General features: G+C 63.4%; 11 protein-coding genes. 2 read left to right on the forward strand and 9 right to left on the reverse strand.

All coding sequences use genetic code 11. The features are described from left to right. Nucleotides 1-68: 68 nt before the first annotated feature. Both HPY44_08235 and HPY44_08240 read left to right on the forward strand, forming a co-directional pair. Entirely contained in the window at nt 69-1,208 is a 1,140-nt protein-coding gene (locus HPY44_08235) for a hypothetical protein (protein NSW55986.1), read from the forward strand. A 35-nt stretch (nt 1,209-1,243) separates the two neighbouring features. Then, a complete protein-coding gene (locus HPY44_08240; GenBank protein NSW55987.1) occupies nt 1,244-1,960 on the forward strand; it encodes an anaerobic ribonucleoside-triphosphate reductase activating protein in 717 nt (238 codons plus the stop codon). 14 nt (nt 1,961-1,974) lie between these two features. Here HPY44_08240 and HPY44_08245 read toward each other — a convergent pair whose 3' ends face one another. The 9 genes from HPY44_08245 to HPY44_08285 form a co-directional block, all read right to left on the reverse strand. Then, on the reverse strand, nt 1,975-3,072 hold the full coding sequence (locus HPY44_08245; protein NSW55988.1) for a zinc ABC transporter substrate-binding protein: 1,098 nt from the start codon (nt 3,070-3,072) through the stop codon (nt 1,975-1,977). A 36-nt stretch (nt 3,073-3,108) separates the two neighbouring features. Beyond that, nucleotides 3,109-5,166, reverse strand: a complete 2,058-nt coding sequence (cadA, locus tag HPY44_08250; GenBank protein NSW55989.1) for a cadmium-translocating P-type ATPase — start codon at nt 5,164-5,166, stop codon at nt 3,109-3,111. Between the two features lie 54 nt (nt 5,167-5,220). Then, the gene (gene hflK, locus HPY44_08255) at nt 5,221-6,273 is read right to left on the reverse strand and encodes an FtsH protease activity modulator HflK (GenBank protein ID NSW55990.1); all 1,053 of its coding nucleotides are present in this window, start codon (nt 6,271-6,273) and stop codon (nt 5,221-5,223) included. 18 nt (nt 6,274-6,291) lie between these two features. After that, entirely contained in the window at nt 6,292-7,194 is a 903-nt protein-coding gene (locus HPY44_08260) for a protease modulator HflC (GenBank protein ID NSW55991.1), read from the reverse strand. A 56-nt stretch (nt 7,195-7,250) separates the two neighbouring features. Next, entirely contained in the window at nt 7,251-9,131 is a 1,881-nt protein-coding gene (locus HPY44_08265; protein ID NSW55992.1) for a protease modulator HflK, read from the reverse strand. Between the two features lie 172 nt (nt 9,132-9,303). After that, complete coding sequence (locus HPY44_08270) at nt 9,304-9,939, reverse strand: hypothetical protein (GenBank protein ID NSW55993.1); 636 nt, start codon at nt 9,937-9,939, stop codon at nt 9,304-9,306. Between the two features lie 14 nt (nt 9,940-9,953). Then, complete coding sequence (locus HPY44_08275; protein ID NSW55994.1) at nt 9,954-11,528, reverse strand: FAD-binding oxidoreductase; 1,575 nt, start codon at nt 11,526-11,528, stop codon at nt 9,954-9,956. A gap of 202 nt (nt 11,529-11,730) precedes the next feature. Next, the gene (locus HPY44_08280) at nt 11,731-16,437 is read right to left on the reverse strand and encodes a hypothetical protein (GenBank protein NSW55995.1); all 4,707 of its coding nucleotides are present in this window, start codon (nt 16,435-16,437) and stop codon (nt 11,731-11,733) included. A 29-nt stretch (nt 16,438-16,466) separates the two neighbouring features. Beyond that, a complete protein-coding gene (locus tag HPY44_08285) occupies nt 16,467-17,909 on the reverse strand; it encodes an MATE family efflux transporter (GenBank protein ID NSW55996.1) in 1,443 nt (480 codons plus the stop codon). Nucleotides 17,910-17,911: the final 2 nt, after the last annotated feature.

Genomic DNA, 17,911 nt, shown 5'->3' on the forward strand with positions numbered 1-17,911 from the left:
GCGAACGTGCGCGGGCAGGTGGGCCGGGACAGGCCGGCATCATATTCCGGAGACCGAAGGCAAAGCCAATGTACATCCGCCCCGACTACGAAACCGCCCGGGCGAAAGCCGGGTTTAGCTGGTCCGCCGGGGGCTCGCAGGCAGCGCTGCGAGCACTTACCGGGACGCCGATCCGAGACTTCAACCTCAACCCCGACGCCTTGATCGACTGCTACCGCCGGGGCAGGCCGATGCTGCGCGAGATGTTCGGTGAAGACGTGTCACTCCCCGGACTGGCGACCCCTGCCATCAGCTACGGGCACGTGAACGCGCTGGGCTCCGAACTGATCTTCCCTGAAGGGGGCGAGGTGGCTCACACTCACATCTATGGCTCGCTGGAGGAAGGAATCCGGCGCCTGCAAGAGCCCGTGGACTATGCCACCGCGGGAATGGCCCCGTTCTTCCTGGACTTTCGCAGGCAAATTCAGGAAGCCTTTCCTGGCGAAAACGTGGTGTTCTCGTACGGTGCCGAGGGGCCAATCACCACTTGCTACGAACTGCGCGGCGAGGCTTTCTTCACCGACATATTCGACGAACCGGAGCTTGCCGTGCGCTTTGTGGAACTCGTCACTGACAGCATTGTCGAGTTTCATCGGTTCATGGGTGAAGTCCACGGCAGCGGTCCCTTGCCTAATCCCTCGGGCGCCGGGATGGTGGACGACCTTGCCAGCTTCATCCTCCCGCGCCTGTTCGGCTCGCTGGTGATGCCGGCCTGGGAGAGGTACTACAGCGCGCTCACCACGGGCAAACGGACTGCACACATCGAGAACCTGAAACCTGAGCAGTTGCCCTATCTCGAGGAGATCGGCCTGAGCTTCTACGACCCATCGATCTCGACTGCCTTGCACCCGAAGATCGTGTCAGCTGCGTGCCGGGTCCCTTACCTGTGGCGGCTGGGAAGCTTCCACTACTGGGAAATGAGTGAGCAGGACGTGGAGGACTTCGTCTACCAGTCTTGCGCTGACGGCGCAAGTTCTGTGGTGACCTATGTCGAAGAGTCGCTTTGCACTGAGGTCGGCGTGCGGAAAGTCCATGCCTTCATCCGCGCCGGCAAAGAAGCCGCACGGCTGGTCCATGAAGGCTGCTCGCGCGAAGAGATTGGCCAGCGCGTGTCTCCTGAGGGAAGGGCGAAGTTCTGGGAAGGTTGGGGCGGGTATAAGGGACTCTGAATATGTATGCGGGCCGGAGGGGGCGAGTCTATCACATGAAAGAGAACGGGGAACTGCAGGTCGGCGGCTTTGTGCCGCTGACAACGGTTGAGTGGGAAGACCGCCTGTGCGCAGTGGTGTTCGTGCAGGGCTGTCCCTGGTGCTGCCCGTACTGCCACAACCCAGAGCTGATCCCCCGCGTCCCGGGAGCCATCTCCTGGGCAAGCCTGACTGTACTGCTGGCCGAACGCACCGGGTTCCTGGATGCAGTTGTCTTCAGCGGTGGTGAGCCAACCTGTCAGGTTGCGCTCCTCGCTGCTCTCGCGCAGGTCCGAGAGATGGGCTTCGCCACTGCAGTGCACACGAACGGATGCAATCCCGAACTGCTCGAGGCGATTGTGGCTGAGGGGCTCGCGGATTACCTCGCAATGGACGTCAAAGCACCAGTGGAGAAGTACGCGCGAGTAACGGGGGTGGGGGAGAGTGGCTGGGCAGCAGCCCGGAGCATCGAGGTCATCGTCGAATCAGGGATCGACCACGAGTTCCGGACGACCTGGCACCCGGACCTGCTTGATGCGGGAGATTTGCGCGCCATCGCGGAATGGTTGAAGCGCAGCGGCGCCCGGGCGTACTACATCCAGCAGTTCCGGGGCGAGGGCTGCGCGGACACGGACCTGGCTGCCTCGGACGCCCTTCCTGCTGAGATCCCCGCCGATCTGGCGCGAGAGATCCAGAACATGTTCCCCCGGTTCGGCGTTCGATCAGCGTCATAAAGAGTGTCGGCGCATCAGTCGAAGATCCCGGCTCCTCCCGAGGAGCTCCCAACGGATGAACGCGCTTTCAGCAGAAGAACCAGCAGCAGGATAACGAGGGCGGTCAGGATGTAGACCGCCACGTACAGGCCTGTTGGGGTGGCCGCAGCCGGACTTCCCTCGGTCCCGGGGGCGATGGTGGTCGGCGGGGAGCCGTGGAAACCGGCTTCCGCAACCGGAGCCGCCAGCGCGGCCGCGTTGAAATACCCCTGCGCCAGATAGGTGTCCGTCTTCTCTCCGCCGCTCAGGAACTTGACATAGATCACGCGGGCACCTGATTCGCTTGCAAGTTGCCGGGCCACTTCGCCGGGCTTGGCCTCCTTCATGCTGAGTGGGCAGACGATGCCGCTGAATTTCCCGGAGCGCAGGCCGTCCACGGTCTCCTTGAGTTCCTGCCCGCTCAGTGTGCCGCCACCCTCCTGCAGAAGTATCCGCCCCACCTTCAGCCCCGTGTTCTCCACGATGTAAGCAACACACGCCAGTGTAGCGACGACGCTCTTTCCCTCGAGCCCGGCTCTATGCACGAGCTCTTGAGAAGTCTTGTGCATAGCTTCGACTTCGAGAACGAAGCGGTCCAGATTAGCATCGATGGCCGCGGGGTCGAGGCCTGCTTCTTTGAGTCGCTTTGCAATCCCCTTCGCCATGGCGATTGCATTCTCGTGATCGAGCCAGAAGCCGTGGGGATTGCCCGGATTCCCCACAAAGTCCTTGAATCTCGCTCCAAAGGGTTCGTAGTCGGGCCAGTCCACTGATGGTTTGCTCGGCAGGGCCTGCTTGATCGTGTTCTCGAACTCCAGGAATGCCGTGCGCGCGTAGACGATGAGATCCGCTGATGCCAGGTCGGACTGAATCTGTGCGGTGATCGTGAAGCTGTGCGGATCTGCGCCCGCGGGCATGATCTCTTTGGCCTGAACCAGTGAGCCGCCGACAGCCTCCACGATGGGCAGGATATCCGAGAGCGACACTGCGACTTTCAGAGGGGCGGCAAAGGCCGGAATACATGAGGCCAGGGCCAGCATCACAATGGCGACGGTGGACGGGGCCCATCCGCGACTTCCTGCCACTCGCGACATAGGGTACTCTCCCGATTGGAAGCATTGACCGATGCGTTACTCGTCGCCAAGCTCCAGGCGAAGCAGCCGGGCGCTATTGAACACGACAGCCACGGAGCCCACATTGTGCAACAGAACCCCCACGATCGCGCCCACGTATCCGAGGGCCGCCAGGACGATCATGACAAGTGCGGTGCCGACGCCAATGCCTACGTTCGTGTTGATGGTACGGCGGGTGATGCGCGACAGGCGAATGGCCGTGGCGATACGCCGGATGTCATTGCTCATGAGGGCAATATCCGCGCTCTGAATTGCAGCGTCAGACCCCATCGCGCCCATGGCGACACCGACGTCCGCGCGTGCAAGTGCGGGAGCGTCGTTGATCCCATCTCCGACAGCCAGGACGCGCACCCCTCCGGCGCCCTCAGCCTCGACGACTTCCAGCTTCTGTGTGGGCAGCATGCCGGCGAAATACTCGTCCACCCCGAGGTGCTCTGCCAGGTGCTGAGCGACTTCCGGACGGTCCCCTGTGAGCAGGAGCATGCGGCGTATGCCCAGGGAGCGCAAGTCGTCCAGGGCTTCGCGGGCTTCGGGTCGAGGGCGGTCCGCCAGCAGTACAGCGCCCAGAACCTCGCCGTCCCTTGATGCCCAGACTGCCGGACCCACGTGGTCGTCGAGAATCTTCTGGTCCCGCTCCTGCACTCCGAGCCACGTTGCGCTGCCAAGACGCAGAACATGACCCTCCACACGGGCTTCAACGCCCTTGCCGGGATGCTCCACGATCTGCTGCGGGTCAGTGATGGTGATCCCGCGCTGTTCGGCATCGCGGCAGATGGCTCGCGAAATCGGGTGCCGCGATCCGTGGGCGCAGTACAAGGCGGTCTCGAAAAGCAGCCGTTCGGAGTTGCCGTGCAGGGTGCGGGCGCCCACCACATCCAATTGCCCGAGGGTAACGGTGCCCGTCTTGTCGAGCACCATGGTGCGCACCTCGGAGAGCACTTCGAGGAACCGGGTGTTCTTGATGAGAATGCCCCAGCGCGAGGCGAGCGCCAGTGATGCCACCATCGCGGTGGAACTGGACAGCACCAGCGCGCACGGGCAGGCCACCACCAGCAGAGCGACCCCACGCCCGACCTCGCGGGTCAACAAGACCACGACAACGGCAGCGACCAGCACAAGCGGCATGTAGTAGCCGCTATAGCGTTCAAGGAGCTGGGTGATCGGCGCGCGAGACTGCTCGGCAGCCCGGAGGGTATCGAGCACCCGTCCCATCGCGGTTTCCTCTCCAAGGCTGGTCACCTGCAGCCGCAGCAGTCCAGAGACATTGACCGTGCCCGCGAACACGGGACTGCCGGGCCCCACGTCTTCAGGTACAGATTCGCCGGTCACCGCGCTCTGGTCCACAGCGGAGTGGCCCTCGATAACCGACCCATCAGCCGGGAAGACCTCACCGGGACGAACCAGGATGGTGTCGCCCACGCGCAGTTCATCAAGCTCGATCTCTTCCTCGGTTCCGTCGGCGGCGACACGGGTGGCGCTGCGGGCGCGCAGGCGCTTGAGGCCCTCAATCGCGGCCCTGGCCCCGAGCACGCTGCGCTCCTCCAGGAAGTGTCCCAACGCCAGGAGCAGCGGGACAAGGATCGCAGTCTCATACTCCCCGGTAGCGATTGCTGCCAGGACCGCGATGCTCACAAGCTGGTCCATGATGTTGTGCGCATGGTCACCATGTCCGGCGTGTTCACGGTGCTGGGGACGCCCTGCGCAGCACGTCTCGTCGTGGTCGTGATCGTTCCCGCACGCACACGTCTCGCTCTCGGCTCCGCGGATCGCTGCCTCAAGCTGGCAGCCGCGACAGCTCAGACCCTGAATCGCTGCCCTGAAGACGGGAACGGCGGCGACGATGGATGCCGCGAAAAGAACCACGTCGGCGACGTCCTTCTGGTCGGGGAAGAGTCGGGCATAGAGCCAGCCGACGACCAGCAAGCCCGTAGCCAGAAGGGCGCTGCCGATGCGCCGGTTGATGTTCCGCTGTTCCTCCTCGGTCAAGACCGGCTCCAGCGCACTGCGAAGCCTGTCTGCCGCGGGGTTGGAGCTTATTCCGAATGTTTCAGCCATGAGCCGCTAGTCCTCGATGGGAGATACCGCGCGACGCAGTCGGTAATGTTGCGCTTACTGCTTGGGTTCGGAGCCCTTCTTCTCGTCTTCTTTCGCGGCGGGCTCAACGGGCAGGAGCACCCGGGTCCCGCTGCCTGCATCCGCCGGCACGAGAACCCGCGACCCCACCTTCTCCAGCATGCGTTCCACCGATTCCCGGTACAACCGCTCGCGCACTACCTTGGGATTCGCCTTGTACTCGGCCACCACGTTGCGGAAGGAAGAGACCTCACCGCGCGCGCGGCCCAGTCGGTCTGCCGCGAAGGCCTCAGCATCGCTGATCATCCGCTCGCGCTCCGCCTGAGCCTTCGGGATCTCTTTTTCGCGGTACGTATTGGCCTTCTGAATTCGCGTTTCGCGCTCCACGTAAGCGCTCACGACCGCCTCGAAATCCGGCGCCACGGCTTTTGGCGGCACGATCTCCCGGAACTCCACGGCGATCACGCCTACTCCCGCACCGGCCTCGTCCAGGCGTTTCTGGGTGCGTCGCTGCACCGCCGCAGCCAGGTTCTTCTTGCCCTCGGCGAGCACGGCATCAACTGACCGTTCCCCCACGGCCTGGCAGAGTGCCTCGCTGGCCACATTGCGGATCAGCGCCTGTGGGTCGTCCACGTACAGGGCATACTTGATCGGGTCGGTGATCTCGTACTTCAGGAGGGCGTCAACATGAACGATGTTCTGGTCACCGGTGAGACAGTAACCCACCTCGCGCGGGTCCAGCGTGTTCTCCACCAGGACCGCGTCTTCGCCGCGTTCAGACTCCTGTTCGCTTAGCTTCTTGCCGCTGAACTGAGTTATTGCCACTTCCTGCACTCGTCTCACCGGCACGCGAATAACCTGGTCAATCAAGTAGGGCCACGCAATGAGAATCCCGGGACCGTGAACCTGGTCCGCTGGGGTCGCCCCGGAGAGCTTCCCGAAGCGCAGGACCAATGCGGCTTCGTCGGACTTGACGAAAGTGATCCCCGAGCCCGCGATGAGCACGAGCGCCGCGATGGCGGCCCACCGGAGGAACCGGAAGGCCGAATCGAGGCTGTCAGCCACGGCCTTGCGCCTGTCTTCGGTCATCTGGGTCACCTCCAATGGCTACTGCGCAGGTGCGCTGCCGCCGGGCTTCTTGAGCACGTCAAACGGCGGTGTTTCCGTGTCCAGCACGACGGTGGCATTCTTGCCGAGGATCTTTTCCATGGAGTCCAGTGACCGCAGGAACTTGTAGAATGCCGGGTCGATCTGGTGGGCTGCAGCGTAAATCTTCGCCGCCTGGGCTTCGGCATTCCCGCGGATCCGCTCCGCCTTCTCTTCGCCCTCGGCACGAAGTTTGGCTGCCTCAAGATCGGTCTCGGCGCGTATTCTCGCTGCTTCCTTTTCGCCCTCGGCGCGGAACCTGGCCGCGTACTGTGCGCGCTCGGCCTTCATCTGGTCGAACACATAGCGGATGTTCTCCTCGGGCAGGGCCAGACGCTGGATGCCTATCTGCACCACATCCACACCATAGCGCTGCCTGGCCTCTTCTTTCACATCCGACAGCATATCTGCCTCGATCTTGTCGAGTTGTTGCTCGTCCGGCTCCTTGGAAACCAGCGCCGAGAAGTCGTAGCGCCCGAGCACTGCGTTCTTCGCATTTGTCACCACACCGTCGAGTTTGGATTCGGCGCCTTCAATACTCCAGACGGCCTCCACGAACCGAACCGGATCCGCGACTTTCCAGACAGTATAGGTGACGAGGATCACGTTCTTCTTATCACGAGTCAGCGTCTCGGTGAGTCGCGTTTCATGCAGCCGACTGCGCGCGTCCAGAATGATGGCGCGCTCGAAGGGCACAGGCAATTTGACCTTCAGACCCGCGGTGGTGTACGTCCGCACCGGCTTGCCGAACAGGGTTATGACAGCCATACGCCCCTCGGGGACACTGAAGAGCATGCTGGACAGAATGATCACGGCCGCCACGGAAATGGCGACGATCCAGCGGTTCCGGCTGGTGGGATCCATGAGCACTGCAACCTCCTGGAACTATTGTCCGGCGAAACGCGCGGGCGCGTATCTGGTTACGGTATGTCAGCGGCGCCTGACGGGCGCAGGTCCAGCCAGTAGTCACGTGGCGTCGTGGTCTTGCCCTCAACAAGATAGACTTGCTTTCCCGCCACGGACTTCTCCAGCTTTTCGAGCCACAGCCGCTCTTTGTACAGCCCCGGTGCGGCGTTGTACGCGTTGACGATGCTCTCAAACTGAACGGCCTCGCCTTTCGCCGCGCCAAGACGTTCGGCGGCGTGGGCTTCAGCACCCTTGATCGCGGTGTCCTTTGCCGCTTGGGCGGCAGGGATAGCTTCGGCCTTTTTCGCGCGAGCAAGGGTCTCGAGCGTCACTCGCTCAACCTGTGCGCTCACCACGCTCTGGTAGCTCTCGGCCACGTCGATAGGGGGATGAATGCCACGGACCGGCACACTCACCACGGTGATGCCCAGGTCCTGGGCGTTCACTTCGGCCTGCAGGCCCCAACGGAGACGCTGCGAGAACTTGTCGCGGCTCTGAGACAAGAGAGTGTCCAGGTTGGTCGTAACCGTCTCGCGCATAAGGACACGGTAGGCCAGGGACTTCAGCATCTCTCGGGGATTCTGGCATTTGAACACATATTTGACCGGGTCGTGGATGAAGTAGAACACTTCCGCTTCGAGTGAGACCAGTTCCCGTCCTTCACCGAGGACCAGCTTGTACTCATCCTTGGCATGCTCGCGGGACCACAGGAGGTAGGGAGACTGCTGCTCCTCCTCGTGGCCGATGATGAATGACTGAATCCTGGTCGCCGGGATCGCGGTCACCCGGTCGATAGGCCAGGGCCACTTGACCCGCAGTCCCGGCGACATCCAGCAACGGTCGGGAAGGCTACCGAAAGTCGTCCGTATGCCCACTTCGTCCGGCTTGATCACTACGAGGCAGCTCATCAGCCAGAACGCCGCCAGCATGCCAAGGAGCATGAGCGGAACGGTCTGGCGGATGTAACGAAGCACGTATGAAGACCGCACGCTGACGCCGAAGCGCTTTTCGAGAACTTCGAGAGTGCCGATAATGGGGTTGCCGCCGGCAAACAGGCTCTCGGCGATGACGAGTCCAATGGGTGCTCGGATTTCCCGCCAGTCCAGGCGGCGGCCAACAAAACTGAGGGTGGCGCGCGCAACTTGCTCGCCCGCCAGCGCCAAAGCGATCAGCAGCAGGAGGCGCCCCACCCACAGGTCGACGGCGAACAGCTGGAAACCGTGAGCCAGCAGGACCAGTCCGCCCAGGAGGCTGTACCACTGCACCGCGCGCAGGATGCTGGAGACCTCCGCGGCTTCGGGCAGGGCCTCGGGCTCGTACTCCCCGAACCACCGGGCGCCGACCATCGCAGCGAACGCCGCCACGAGATTGATGACTCCCAGGACGTAGATAATCGTGGACATCCCCCCGGCCCCTGACTTCCAGAGAGCAAGCACCGGGATCGCGCCCGCGAGCAGCGCATAGCAGATGAGAACAAGCGGCTGGACCGTGCGCCCGTAGTGCTCAAGCCGGGTGGTGGAGATCGGCTCCGTGTCGATCTGGATGTCCGAAACGAACATGGACCGGCTGGCTTCTTCCTGGCGGCGCAGGCGCTCACGCTGAAGCTCGGCGATATGCAGGGCCTCGGCGATCACGCGCCTACGGTACTCTGTGGTCACGGCGGCGGCGCCGAGAAGCACCGCCGCAAGCGCCTGCATGGCGATAATTGCGCACAGAGTAACAGAATCGCGCACGGGACCGAGGAGAGCGTTCAACCCGGCGAAGGCCGCTGCACCCAGCGTTGCGAGACCAAGAGGCATCAAGAGATCGGGCGCCTGTCGGATGTGCGGCGGGTACTGGAGACGAACCTCGCCCTCGGAAAGCGGCGCGTCGTGCGGGGGACGGTCTTCGGGCAAGCGCCATCATCCTCTCGTCTGGCGGTCGTACAGGGAGAACAGTCCGGTTCACCACCCAGGGGCGGGCGTGACTCGGACATTACCGGAGGGTGTAACAAGCGGAAAGTGCGAAGGGGTTCCCTGCAAAGACGAATGTTCGCGTCTCAACTGCAAGATGCCGGCAGGATGGCCGCTATTTGCGCCCCGTTGTGGTGCCCTGAACGTACATCTTGCCCCCTCTGATCTGGAGGTCGCTGAGCCAGACCGACTGTCCGAGCATGGGGTCTTTGGCGATCGCCTCGTCAATCTCCTCCTGAACCTTCTGGCGCAAGCTGTTGGGCATCGGGACTGTGCCGATCGTGGCCTCAACCACTTCGAAGCGCGCCTTCCCGTTCGCTACAGACGGCTTGACTCGCAGCGTCGTCCATAGTTTCCGTCCCGACAGCTCTGCCCTGCCCTGAGCCACCGCCGTACCGTCGCCCAGGTATATCTGAATATCCTCGAGGCCCTGCCGCTGGAGCACCGGGCCCAGGTTCGCGTTGATGTCCGCCGATGACAGCTCCAACTGAAAGGGCACGGCCTGGCCGGAGGAGGCACGCCTGCTGATGTCCTGCACCTGCTGGCCGAGGGACACTCCCTGCGACGGCAGCGAGGCTCCGGCGACTTCCGCCTCTTTCGGCTGCGGCGGCTTCGCAGTGAGCTTCGCATAGCCGACCAGGGCCACAAGCAGCAAGAGGCCGGCCGTCCCTCCACAGCCTGCGGCGATGCTCAGGATCACAGCTCGACGCCGGGCTTGCGGATCCACCGGTCTTGCGATTCTGCGTGCCATGCCGTGGTGACCTCTCAGGTATGGTGCCGGGCGCTACTGCTCGACACTTCGGCCAGATAATCGGCCGGGACCATGTTGCCGACGTCGAGCACGAGCGCCGGGTCCAGGACTTTCTTGACCCGCGCGATCTCGAGCAGCCCCTCGCGACCGAACATCACTTCGAGATACGGAATGCGCCTGCCACCCACGAGGATCGTCTTCTTGCCCACTCCGTGCTCCCCGGATATGGTTCCCCCGAAGCTGACTGCCTTCTGCGCAAGCTCTCCGTAAAGCTCCTCGGCGTGTTGAAGCTCTTCCGGTGAGTGTGTGATAAAGTTGACGTGCAGGTGGTCATTGCCGATGTGTCCGAACATCAGGACGTGGCTGCCGTCCCGCGCGAATTCACGGGCCATTTGCTCCCCGGCCTCACGGTACAGGGAAAGCATCTCCCTGAACCGATCGGAAGGCACCACCATGTCCGTGCCCAGCTTGTGGCTCCCGTGCTGGCGAAGGTAGCTGTTGACGCCTTCGGGCAGCGAATGCCGGAACTCCTTCTGCTCCTTGGCGTCGCGCTCGGTTTCCGTGAACCAGTCATGGACGCAGTTGTGTTCTTCCAGCGCCACGAGTAGCGGCTCCAGATCGTCCAGCGAGCCGGCAATCTCCACGTATACGGCGCAGTAGCCTTTGCCCGCCGTGGGCTCATACTGCATGAACTCGATGGAGTTGGCGTCAAAGTATTCGATGGAAAGCACCGGGGTGCCGGCACTGGCGGCTTCGCGCATGTCCTCCACGAATCCGAGGGCATCGTCTTCGGTCTCGAAGAACGCGATCTGTCCCACGAGCTCAGCGGGTTTCTCGGCAAGTCGCACATGGACTTCGGTGATGACGCCGAGAATCCCCTCGCTACCGATGAACAAGTCCACAAGGTCCATGTCTGGCACGGCATAAAGGCCCGCGGCGTTCTTCACGGAGGGCATCGTGTAGGTGGGAAGGGCGACCTCATATTCCGTGCCCGACTGGCTGGCGAACTTCAGAGTAAGGCCATCCGCCTTGACCTGATCCCTTTCAGCGACCACGAGGTCGCCGTTGGGGAGCACTACGCGCAAGCCGAGGACCCAGTCGCGCGTGGGCCCGTAGCGGAAAGTGCGGGCGCCGGAGGCGTTGGTCGCCACGGTGCTGCCGGCCAGCGCGGTCTTTTCGGTGGGGTCGGGGGGGTAGAAGAGAGGTGCGGGGAGCAGGTCATCCAGGACCTCCAGGGGAATGCCCGCCGGTACCCAGGCTTCCTTGAGCTCCCGGTCAATATAGACGGCATACGTGGTGCCGAAGCGCTCGACTTCGAGCCTTTCGGCGTCCCTGGGTAGTGGTTCGCACATGTCTCGGGTGGACAGGACGACGCCACCGTGCACTGCCACTCTGCCGCCTGTAATCCCGGTTCCGCCACCGGATGTGGTTACGAGGACGCCCTTCTCATTGGCTTGGCGCAGCGCGTCGATCACATCCGCCTCGGTCTCGGGGCACCAGATAGCCTCCACGCCGGAGGCCTGGAAGATGCCGCTTTCGTCGGTATTGAACTCCTGAATGAACTCCGGCTCGGTGCGGACCTTCAGCAATCAACTCACCCCGGCGTGATCGGCGGAACATGGCGGCCCACTGGACAGCGAACTTTCTGCAGAGGGTACCACAAGGTCTGAGAATTGGCTACCGGCCCTTGCTCGGATCTGAGCAAGCGAGATGCACGGGCTCTATTGGGCACGAAAGTTGACCGTACCCCTCGCGCGGACCGGTGGGAGGATGTCGCCGTCGCGCCCAAGATCAGGCACCCGCGTGGTTTGTGAGCCTGACCGACCGCAACCGCGCCCCGTCCTCTCTTGTCCGAACCCGGATGGTATGTGCTCCAGCCGTCAGTGTGTATTTCGGCCCGGTCACTCGTATCCATTCTCGCAGGTTCCCGGTGTTGCCCAGGAGCGTCTCTGGCCCGCCGTCAACCGACACGAAAAGGGAGTTGCCCTCCTCATCCAGCCAGTACACTTCCGCGGACAGTTGATATTCGCCGGCCACCGGAATGGCCACCGGCAGGTCAATCCATCCGCCGGAGACACCATCCTGGGGTCTGGGGGCGGCCACAAAATCCGCGCCACGCGGGGCATGGGCGTAAGTCCGGCCATCGTCACTCGCAAGACAGACTGGCGCCTGAGTCGTGCCGATTTCCACAGGCAAATCGAGCGTGACCACCTGTTCCACGGAGCGCACCGGCGCAGCTATTCGCCGCATCGCGCTCGTGCCATCAGCTGCCTCAGCCTTCACAGTGACGACCATGGTTCCGCTCGCGGGGGCATTCGTCGCGGAGACCGCCACGCTCACGACTTTCGTCTCGCCCTGCGGAAGTGTCATCTCGGAGGGGCATTCAGCGCTGAAGCCTTCGGGACTGTCTGCCGAGAAAGCGACATTCAGTGCCCGGTCAGATGTGTTCGTGATGGTCAGTTCCCAGGTCGCGGGCTGCTCGGGAGTGGTCACTACCGTGTCGGCGGATGCGTGCACGGTCAGCGGTCTCAGCCAGGTCGACAGGTGTGCCAGGGCCTGCGGATACCAGCTCATGGATCGCGAGGACGCCCCGGTCTGTTCGTACAGGGAGTGAGTCACTGCCGCGAACCACGGGTCGCCGCTAAGCGCCCAGGCGTATGACAGTGCAGTGATGCACTGCCCGTCCGCGCTATAGTTGCGGGAGTTCTGCGGACTTTGCTTGTACCAGAAGCGTGCCATCGGCCCCATCGGCTCGGTAGTGATCCACTCCGCGATTCTGATGCAGGCCTGCCTGACGCGCTCGTCGCCGGTGGTGTCGTACCAGCGCCCCAGAGCTCGGCCGACGATCCCGTGCATGAAGGTCGACCCGCCCTCGTAGCTGGGCTGCTCCGAGATGGGCACCGACACAACGCCCCGAATGGGGTCCTGGTAATCGATGATCCAATTCGCCACTGTCCAGCCGGCGCGCCGCAGGCGTTCGTCATCCACGGCTCCGTTCAGCGCTGAGAGAGCGATCAGTGCCCATCCCGGACCTCGCTCCTGACCACCCGCGCCGAAGCTGTTGGCTTCCACGATGTCGCAGTACCAGTCGGCCATCTCCCGAACTACCTCGCCGGTCCATGGGTCGCCGGTCAGGTACCAGTAATCCACGATTCCCTCGGCCCAACTGTGCCCCGCGCTGGTTCCAGCGGCGGTATGGTCCGCCACCCAGGCTTGTTCGGGGTGCGAGGGCATCCAGACCGAAGTTGCGTTGTGATGCCGAGGCCCGCCCTCTTGCCTGCTTCCCTCGGGGGCATCGTGAACCACGACTACATCCTGATACATTCGCGCCTGCTGTTCGCCGATCTCCAGCCAGCGCGGGTCCTGACTGCGCAAGTACTGGAGGAGGAACCCGTGGTGATGGTCGTACTCGCTGTTGCTCCAGTAAGTGTAACTGGGGCCGTAACCCCATTCGAAGGTGTCATCGCCGAAGTTTTCAAATCCGTACTCTCGTCGGCCCTCGCGCTTACCCAGGTACCCTTCGTACAGGCTGTCGGTGGAGTTCTCATATCGGCTGAAGAGCGTCTCGTCCTTGGGCTGGAACACCCCGAAGGCCATAGTTGATGCGGTGTACACCGGGTCTGGCACGGCGCGCAGGCGGTCGGTCAGAGGAGCGAAGGCCGCCGCAACGGGGGCATCGACCGGTGCGCCGTCGAAGACGAAGCGGACCTCGTTGCTCAATGCCTCGCCGCGCGCCAGCCGGAACAGCCCCATCTTCCCCGGCGACTGCGGGTACCCGACCCCGCCCACAGCATACTTGTCCGTCATTTCCCTCATGCGTTCCGCCCAGCGAGTCGGCAGGTCCTGTTCATCGAAGGCCTGCGGGATGAAGTCGTAGCGCAGTCCGCGGTCCTCAAAGCGTATCGCCTGGGGGAAACGCTGCCAGAACCACCGCGTTCCGACGGCCATCCCCGGAAGTCGCACGAACCCCGGGGACCTGAACTCGCCCCGTGATATTCCTCCATCCTGCCCGGTCCACGTCACAATCTTCTCGGTATGCTGGTAGAGCACGTCGCCGGGGTTCGCCGACCGGGACTGGTCCGTGGTGAGCCACACTCGCCCGGTGCCCTGGCCGCCGAGTTGCATCGACCACCGCTTCAAGTAAACCTCGGGCGTCTCTTCGCGGTTGACGATGATGGCGTCCAGCTTGAGTGCATCCGACCCGGCCTGAGCCTCAAGCTGCAACCGGAAATCCACGAGGCTGCCCTCTGCGTCGCGGAAAGACCCCTTCCGAACAATCAGTGCCCGCAGGGGCCCGGCATCTACGATCTGTGTCTCTGTCACCGTCTCTCCAGCGGTCCCCACAATGCGGCCGGTCTCGTCCTCCAGCACCAGCTCCCATACTTGATCCGCGGCCTTCACAACCTGCCCGTCCCGGCGCACCTCATCGACAATGCGTCCGTTTGTCTTGCTCAGCGTGACTGATAGCGGTCCGGTCTCGATGAGCACCTGGTCGTCGGTTTCACGCACCGTGAGAGCGCCCAGTGGGGGAGAGGGAGCCACGCCTGATCCCGCTTCGACTGTGAAGACGGCTCTGCCTCCTGCATTCACGCTCACGGGGAAGCAGAGCAGCGCCACTTTCGCGCTTCCGTCGGGCCAGCTGTGGATTCGTCGCACCTGCACGGGAACCACATTGCCGGCCTCGTCTGTGATGCGCACCCCGGCGCCTTCCACCAGGCACCCCGCCGGGAAGGGTACGCCCTGGCTCGCGATCTCGCCATTCCGCGCCACGTTCTCGGATTCTGGGACGGTCAGTGTGAATCGAACTCGCGGGGTGTGCTCGCCCATGAGCGGAGGCCTTTTGGGTTCCGGGGCAGGCCGGGCTGCGAGCCGCTCCGGGATCAGCGCGAACTCGGTGACCAGCACTGGTTCTTTCTGGTCGCGCTCGAACTGCAGCTCCACCGTTTGCCCGGGCGAGAGGTCGATCGCATCTGTTGCCACCCAGTAGAACCGGTGGTCATCAGCCGTCAACTGCCACGTCTGCCGCACGCCGCCTGCGTGTGCTGTGACCTTTGACCGCCCGTCCACGCCGTCTCGCAGGCGCGCTGCAATCCGGTACTGTCCGGCCGGTCCCCCGAACCTGTGGCTCAGCCTGCCCTGGTCGGCATCCAGCAGCAGGCTTCCGTCCGTCTGGGGCGAGAAGCCCTCTGCCTCGAGCGCCTCTGCGGCCGCGCTCTTCAACAGGTCGCCGAACACATCAACCGCGGCCCAGAAAACGTCGATTGCGAAGGGTTCGTCGCCGGACCCCTGCCGGTCTTCGACACGAAGCGTCACCTCGCACTTGCCCCCTGCGTCCTTGACTGCTTGGGTGATGTCCGCGAGGCGCACCCGACTTCTCGCCGGTTGAGGATTGTGGCCCAGCACGTCCTCCTCCCAGATGGGCGTCCCATTGACAAGCACCTGCGCGTAGCGGGCGTCCTTCTTGAAGTTCTGCAGCGCCGTCTGTCCATGGGCTGCCCCTCCGAGGACGATCTCGCGGCCGCCGCAGTACGTGTCAGATTCATACCAACGCAACATGATCCGCGCGGATTCCACAGGCACGTCCACGCTCCTGGAAACCTGCGCGAAGCTCCCAGCTACGGAGGGCTTGTCCTCGTGGGTAAAAGTGAGTACTCCGCGACGGTCGGTTTTCATTGAGTAAGGCCCACTGGCGCTGAATTGCCAGCCGTCGTCCAGGCGCAGGCCGTCAGTGCCGCGTGGGGTCGCCATGAGATCGGCGAACTCTCGCCGGAAGTCCGGGGGCACGACGCCCTTCTGCCGACTCGCCGCCACCGTTCCAGCCTGGCTCAGCGCGTACACCACCAGGTTCTCGAACAGCCGGGCGCCTTCACTTGCGTTGTCGCCTTTGGTGTCGTTGAACCAGTGATATTCGGGGATCATCTGGGTCAGGACGATGAGCCCCTTGCCGTGGCGCAGCTCAACGATCCCGTAATGCGGGCCCTGGTCCTGGGCCTCCCGCTTGTCCCACGCCTGCTCGCGCCCGGTGCTCACAAGCGGCTTCCAGCCTGGGCCGAGATCGTAGAACGCGTCGTAGATGCTTCCGCTGTGCACGTTGGCGAGTTCCGCTTTCCCGATGCGGTGGGGAGCCTGAAAGATCGGGTGCTGCGGGTCGAGGATGTCGCCCAGCTCATACGCCTTATCCCGGCGCATCGGGATCGGAAGCCACGGATCGTTTTGGTTCGCCCGGAAGCCCAGGAAGACCCCTCCGGAAGCCACGAAGGCATCCATAAGCGAGGGATCGGCGTTGAGCACACCCCGGTCTTCGTCCATGCCCCAGATGATGAGGTCGTATCCGAAGGGGGAGATCCCGGCGAACGCGCCCTTCGAGACCCGCTCGTGCTCCACCCCGAGGGCTTCGAGACCGCGGGTCACGAAGTTACCCGATTCGGCCACGAGCAGCACTTTCTGGCCCGGCGCGGCGATGGCTCCTGTTGCGAGCATCGCGATGAGTGATGGCATGAGAATCATCGAGTCACCTCAAGTGTCAGCTAGGGTTGGTCCGTCGCATCCGAGTCAGGGCCACAACAGGCAGGTTCGCATGCCCTCGCGGGCGGCGGTTCGTTCTGAGTCTCGACGGCTATCGAATGCCGCCGGTCGAGTCGTTCCAGGATGATGTACATCGCCCAGACGAAGATCACCGCGGTGACTACGGTGGACGCGGGGAATGACCACCAGACGCCTGTAAGCCCCCACGCAGCAGCGAACCAGTAGGCCATGGGCACTTTGAGCACGATATTGCGCAGAAGGTGGGAGAGCATGGCCATCCAGGTAATCCCCAGGCCCTGGTAGCCTGCGGACATCATAATGCTCGCGCCGATCAGCGGGTACACCGGCATCTGGATTCGCAGGTATTCCACGCCCATGGGCAGGAGTTCCGCGTCTCTCGTGAACAATCCGAATGCGAAAGCGGGGAAGGCGAAGATGATGGCTCCAACCGCGCCCATGAGTGTTGCCGCGAGGCCCGCTGCCGTCCAGATCGTCGCCCGGCAGCGTTGGATCGCTCCCGAGCCCAGGTTGTAGCCCACCATCGGCACCACGGCCGAGAACAGGCCGAAGACCGGAGTGAAAGCGAACCCCTCTATCCTGAACGCAATGGCCAGCATGCCCACGGAAAACGGGTTGATAGTAACCATGAGCGCGTTGATGAACACCATGGACAGGGACATGGCCGCCATGCCGATGCTCGCCGGAAGCCCAAGCCAGTAGATGCTCAATACCACCGGCCAGCGCCAGAAGCCGGTCAGGCCGGGTACTCTGCCGGGGCGAACTTCGGATTTCCGGGAGCACAGCCGCGCTACCAGGGCAAGGGCCATGGCGCCGCGGGTGAAGACGGTGGCCACCGCCGCGCCACGAACGCCCCAGCCGAGACCGAAGATGAGCACCCAGTCCAGAATGATGTTCGCGACATTGGCAATGATCCCGATTTTCATCGGGGAGACCGTGTTTCCCTGAGCCCGCAGGGCGCCGTCCGCCGCCGTTCCAAGGTGCATCAGGAAGATGCCGGCAAACATGATCCCGGCGTACTGCCGGGAGTACTCTACAATGGCGTGCTCTCCGCCCATCCAGCGGAGGATGGGTTCAAGGAAGACCAGGAGCAGGAGGGTCAGCGCGGTCCCGACAACCAGGCTGATGATCAGTCCGTGGTTCACGATGTCCCGGGCCTTATGGGGCTCCTTCGCACCGAGGTGCCGTGACACGGATGCCGCTATACCCACATTCACCGCCTGCGAGACGGCAAAGGCGGTGAACATCACCGGGCCGATAAGACCGACACCGCTGATCTGCTCTTTGCCCAAGCGGCTGACGAAGAGGGTGTCTGCGACCTCGAACAACGTCTGCATGATCCCACCGGCAGCTGCCGGGAGACCAAGCGTGACGAGGGTGGGCAGGATCTTCCCCGTGCCCATTTCATGCGAATCAAGACGGCGCAAGA

Source organism: Armatimonadota bacterium (assembly GCA_013314775.1).
Lineage (GTDB): Bacteria > Armatimonadota > Zipacnadia > Zipacnadales > JABUFB01 > JABUFB01.

What these genes read in the sequence shown, in the direction of transcription:
- hflK (NSW55990.1), bottom strand. Translation starts at nt 6,273, where the DNA reads ATGACCGAAGACAGGCGCAAGGCCGTGGCTGACAGCCTCGATTCGGCC.
- HPY44_08235 (NSW55986.1), top strand. Translation starts at nt 69, where the DNA reads ATGTACATCCGCCCCGACTACGAAACCGCCCGGGCGAAAGCCGGGTTT.
- HPY44_08270 (NSW55993.1), bottom strand. Translation starts at nt 9,939, where the DNA reads ATGGCACGCAGAATCGCAAGACCGGTGGATCCGCAAGCCCGGCGTCGA.
- HPY44_08260 (NSW55991.1), bottom strand. Translation starts at nt 7,194, where the DNA reads ATGGATCCCACCAGCCGGAACCGCTGGATCGTCGCCATTTCCGTGGCG.
- HPY44_08240 (NSW55987.1), top strand. Translation starts at nt 1,244, where the DNA reads ATGAAAGAGAACGGGGAACTGCAGGTCGGCGGCTTTGTGCCGCTGACA.
- HPY44_08280 (NSW55995.1), bottom strand. Translation starts at nt 16,437, where the DNA reads ATGCCATCACTCATCGCGATGCTCGCAACAGGAGCCATCGCCGCGCCG.
- HPY44_08245 (NSW55988.1), bottom strand. Translation starts at nt 3,072, where the DNA reads ATGTCGCGAGTGGCAGGAAGTCGCGGATGGGCCCCGTCCACCGTCGCC.
- cadA (NSW55989.1), bottom strand. Translation starts at nt 5,166, where the DNA reads ATGGCTGAAACATTCGGAATAAGCTCCAACCCCGCGGCAGACAGGCTT.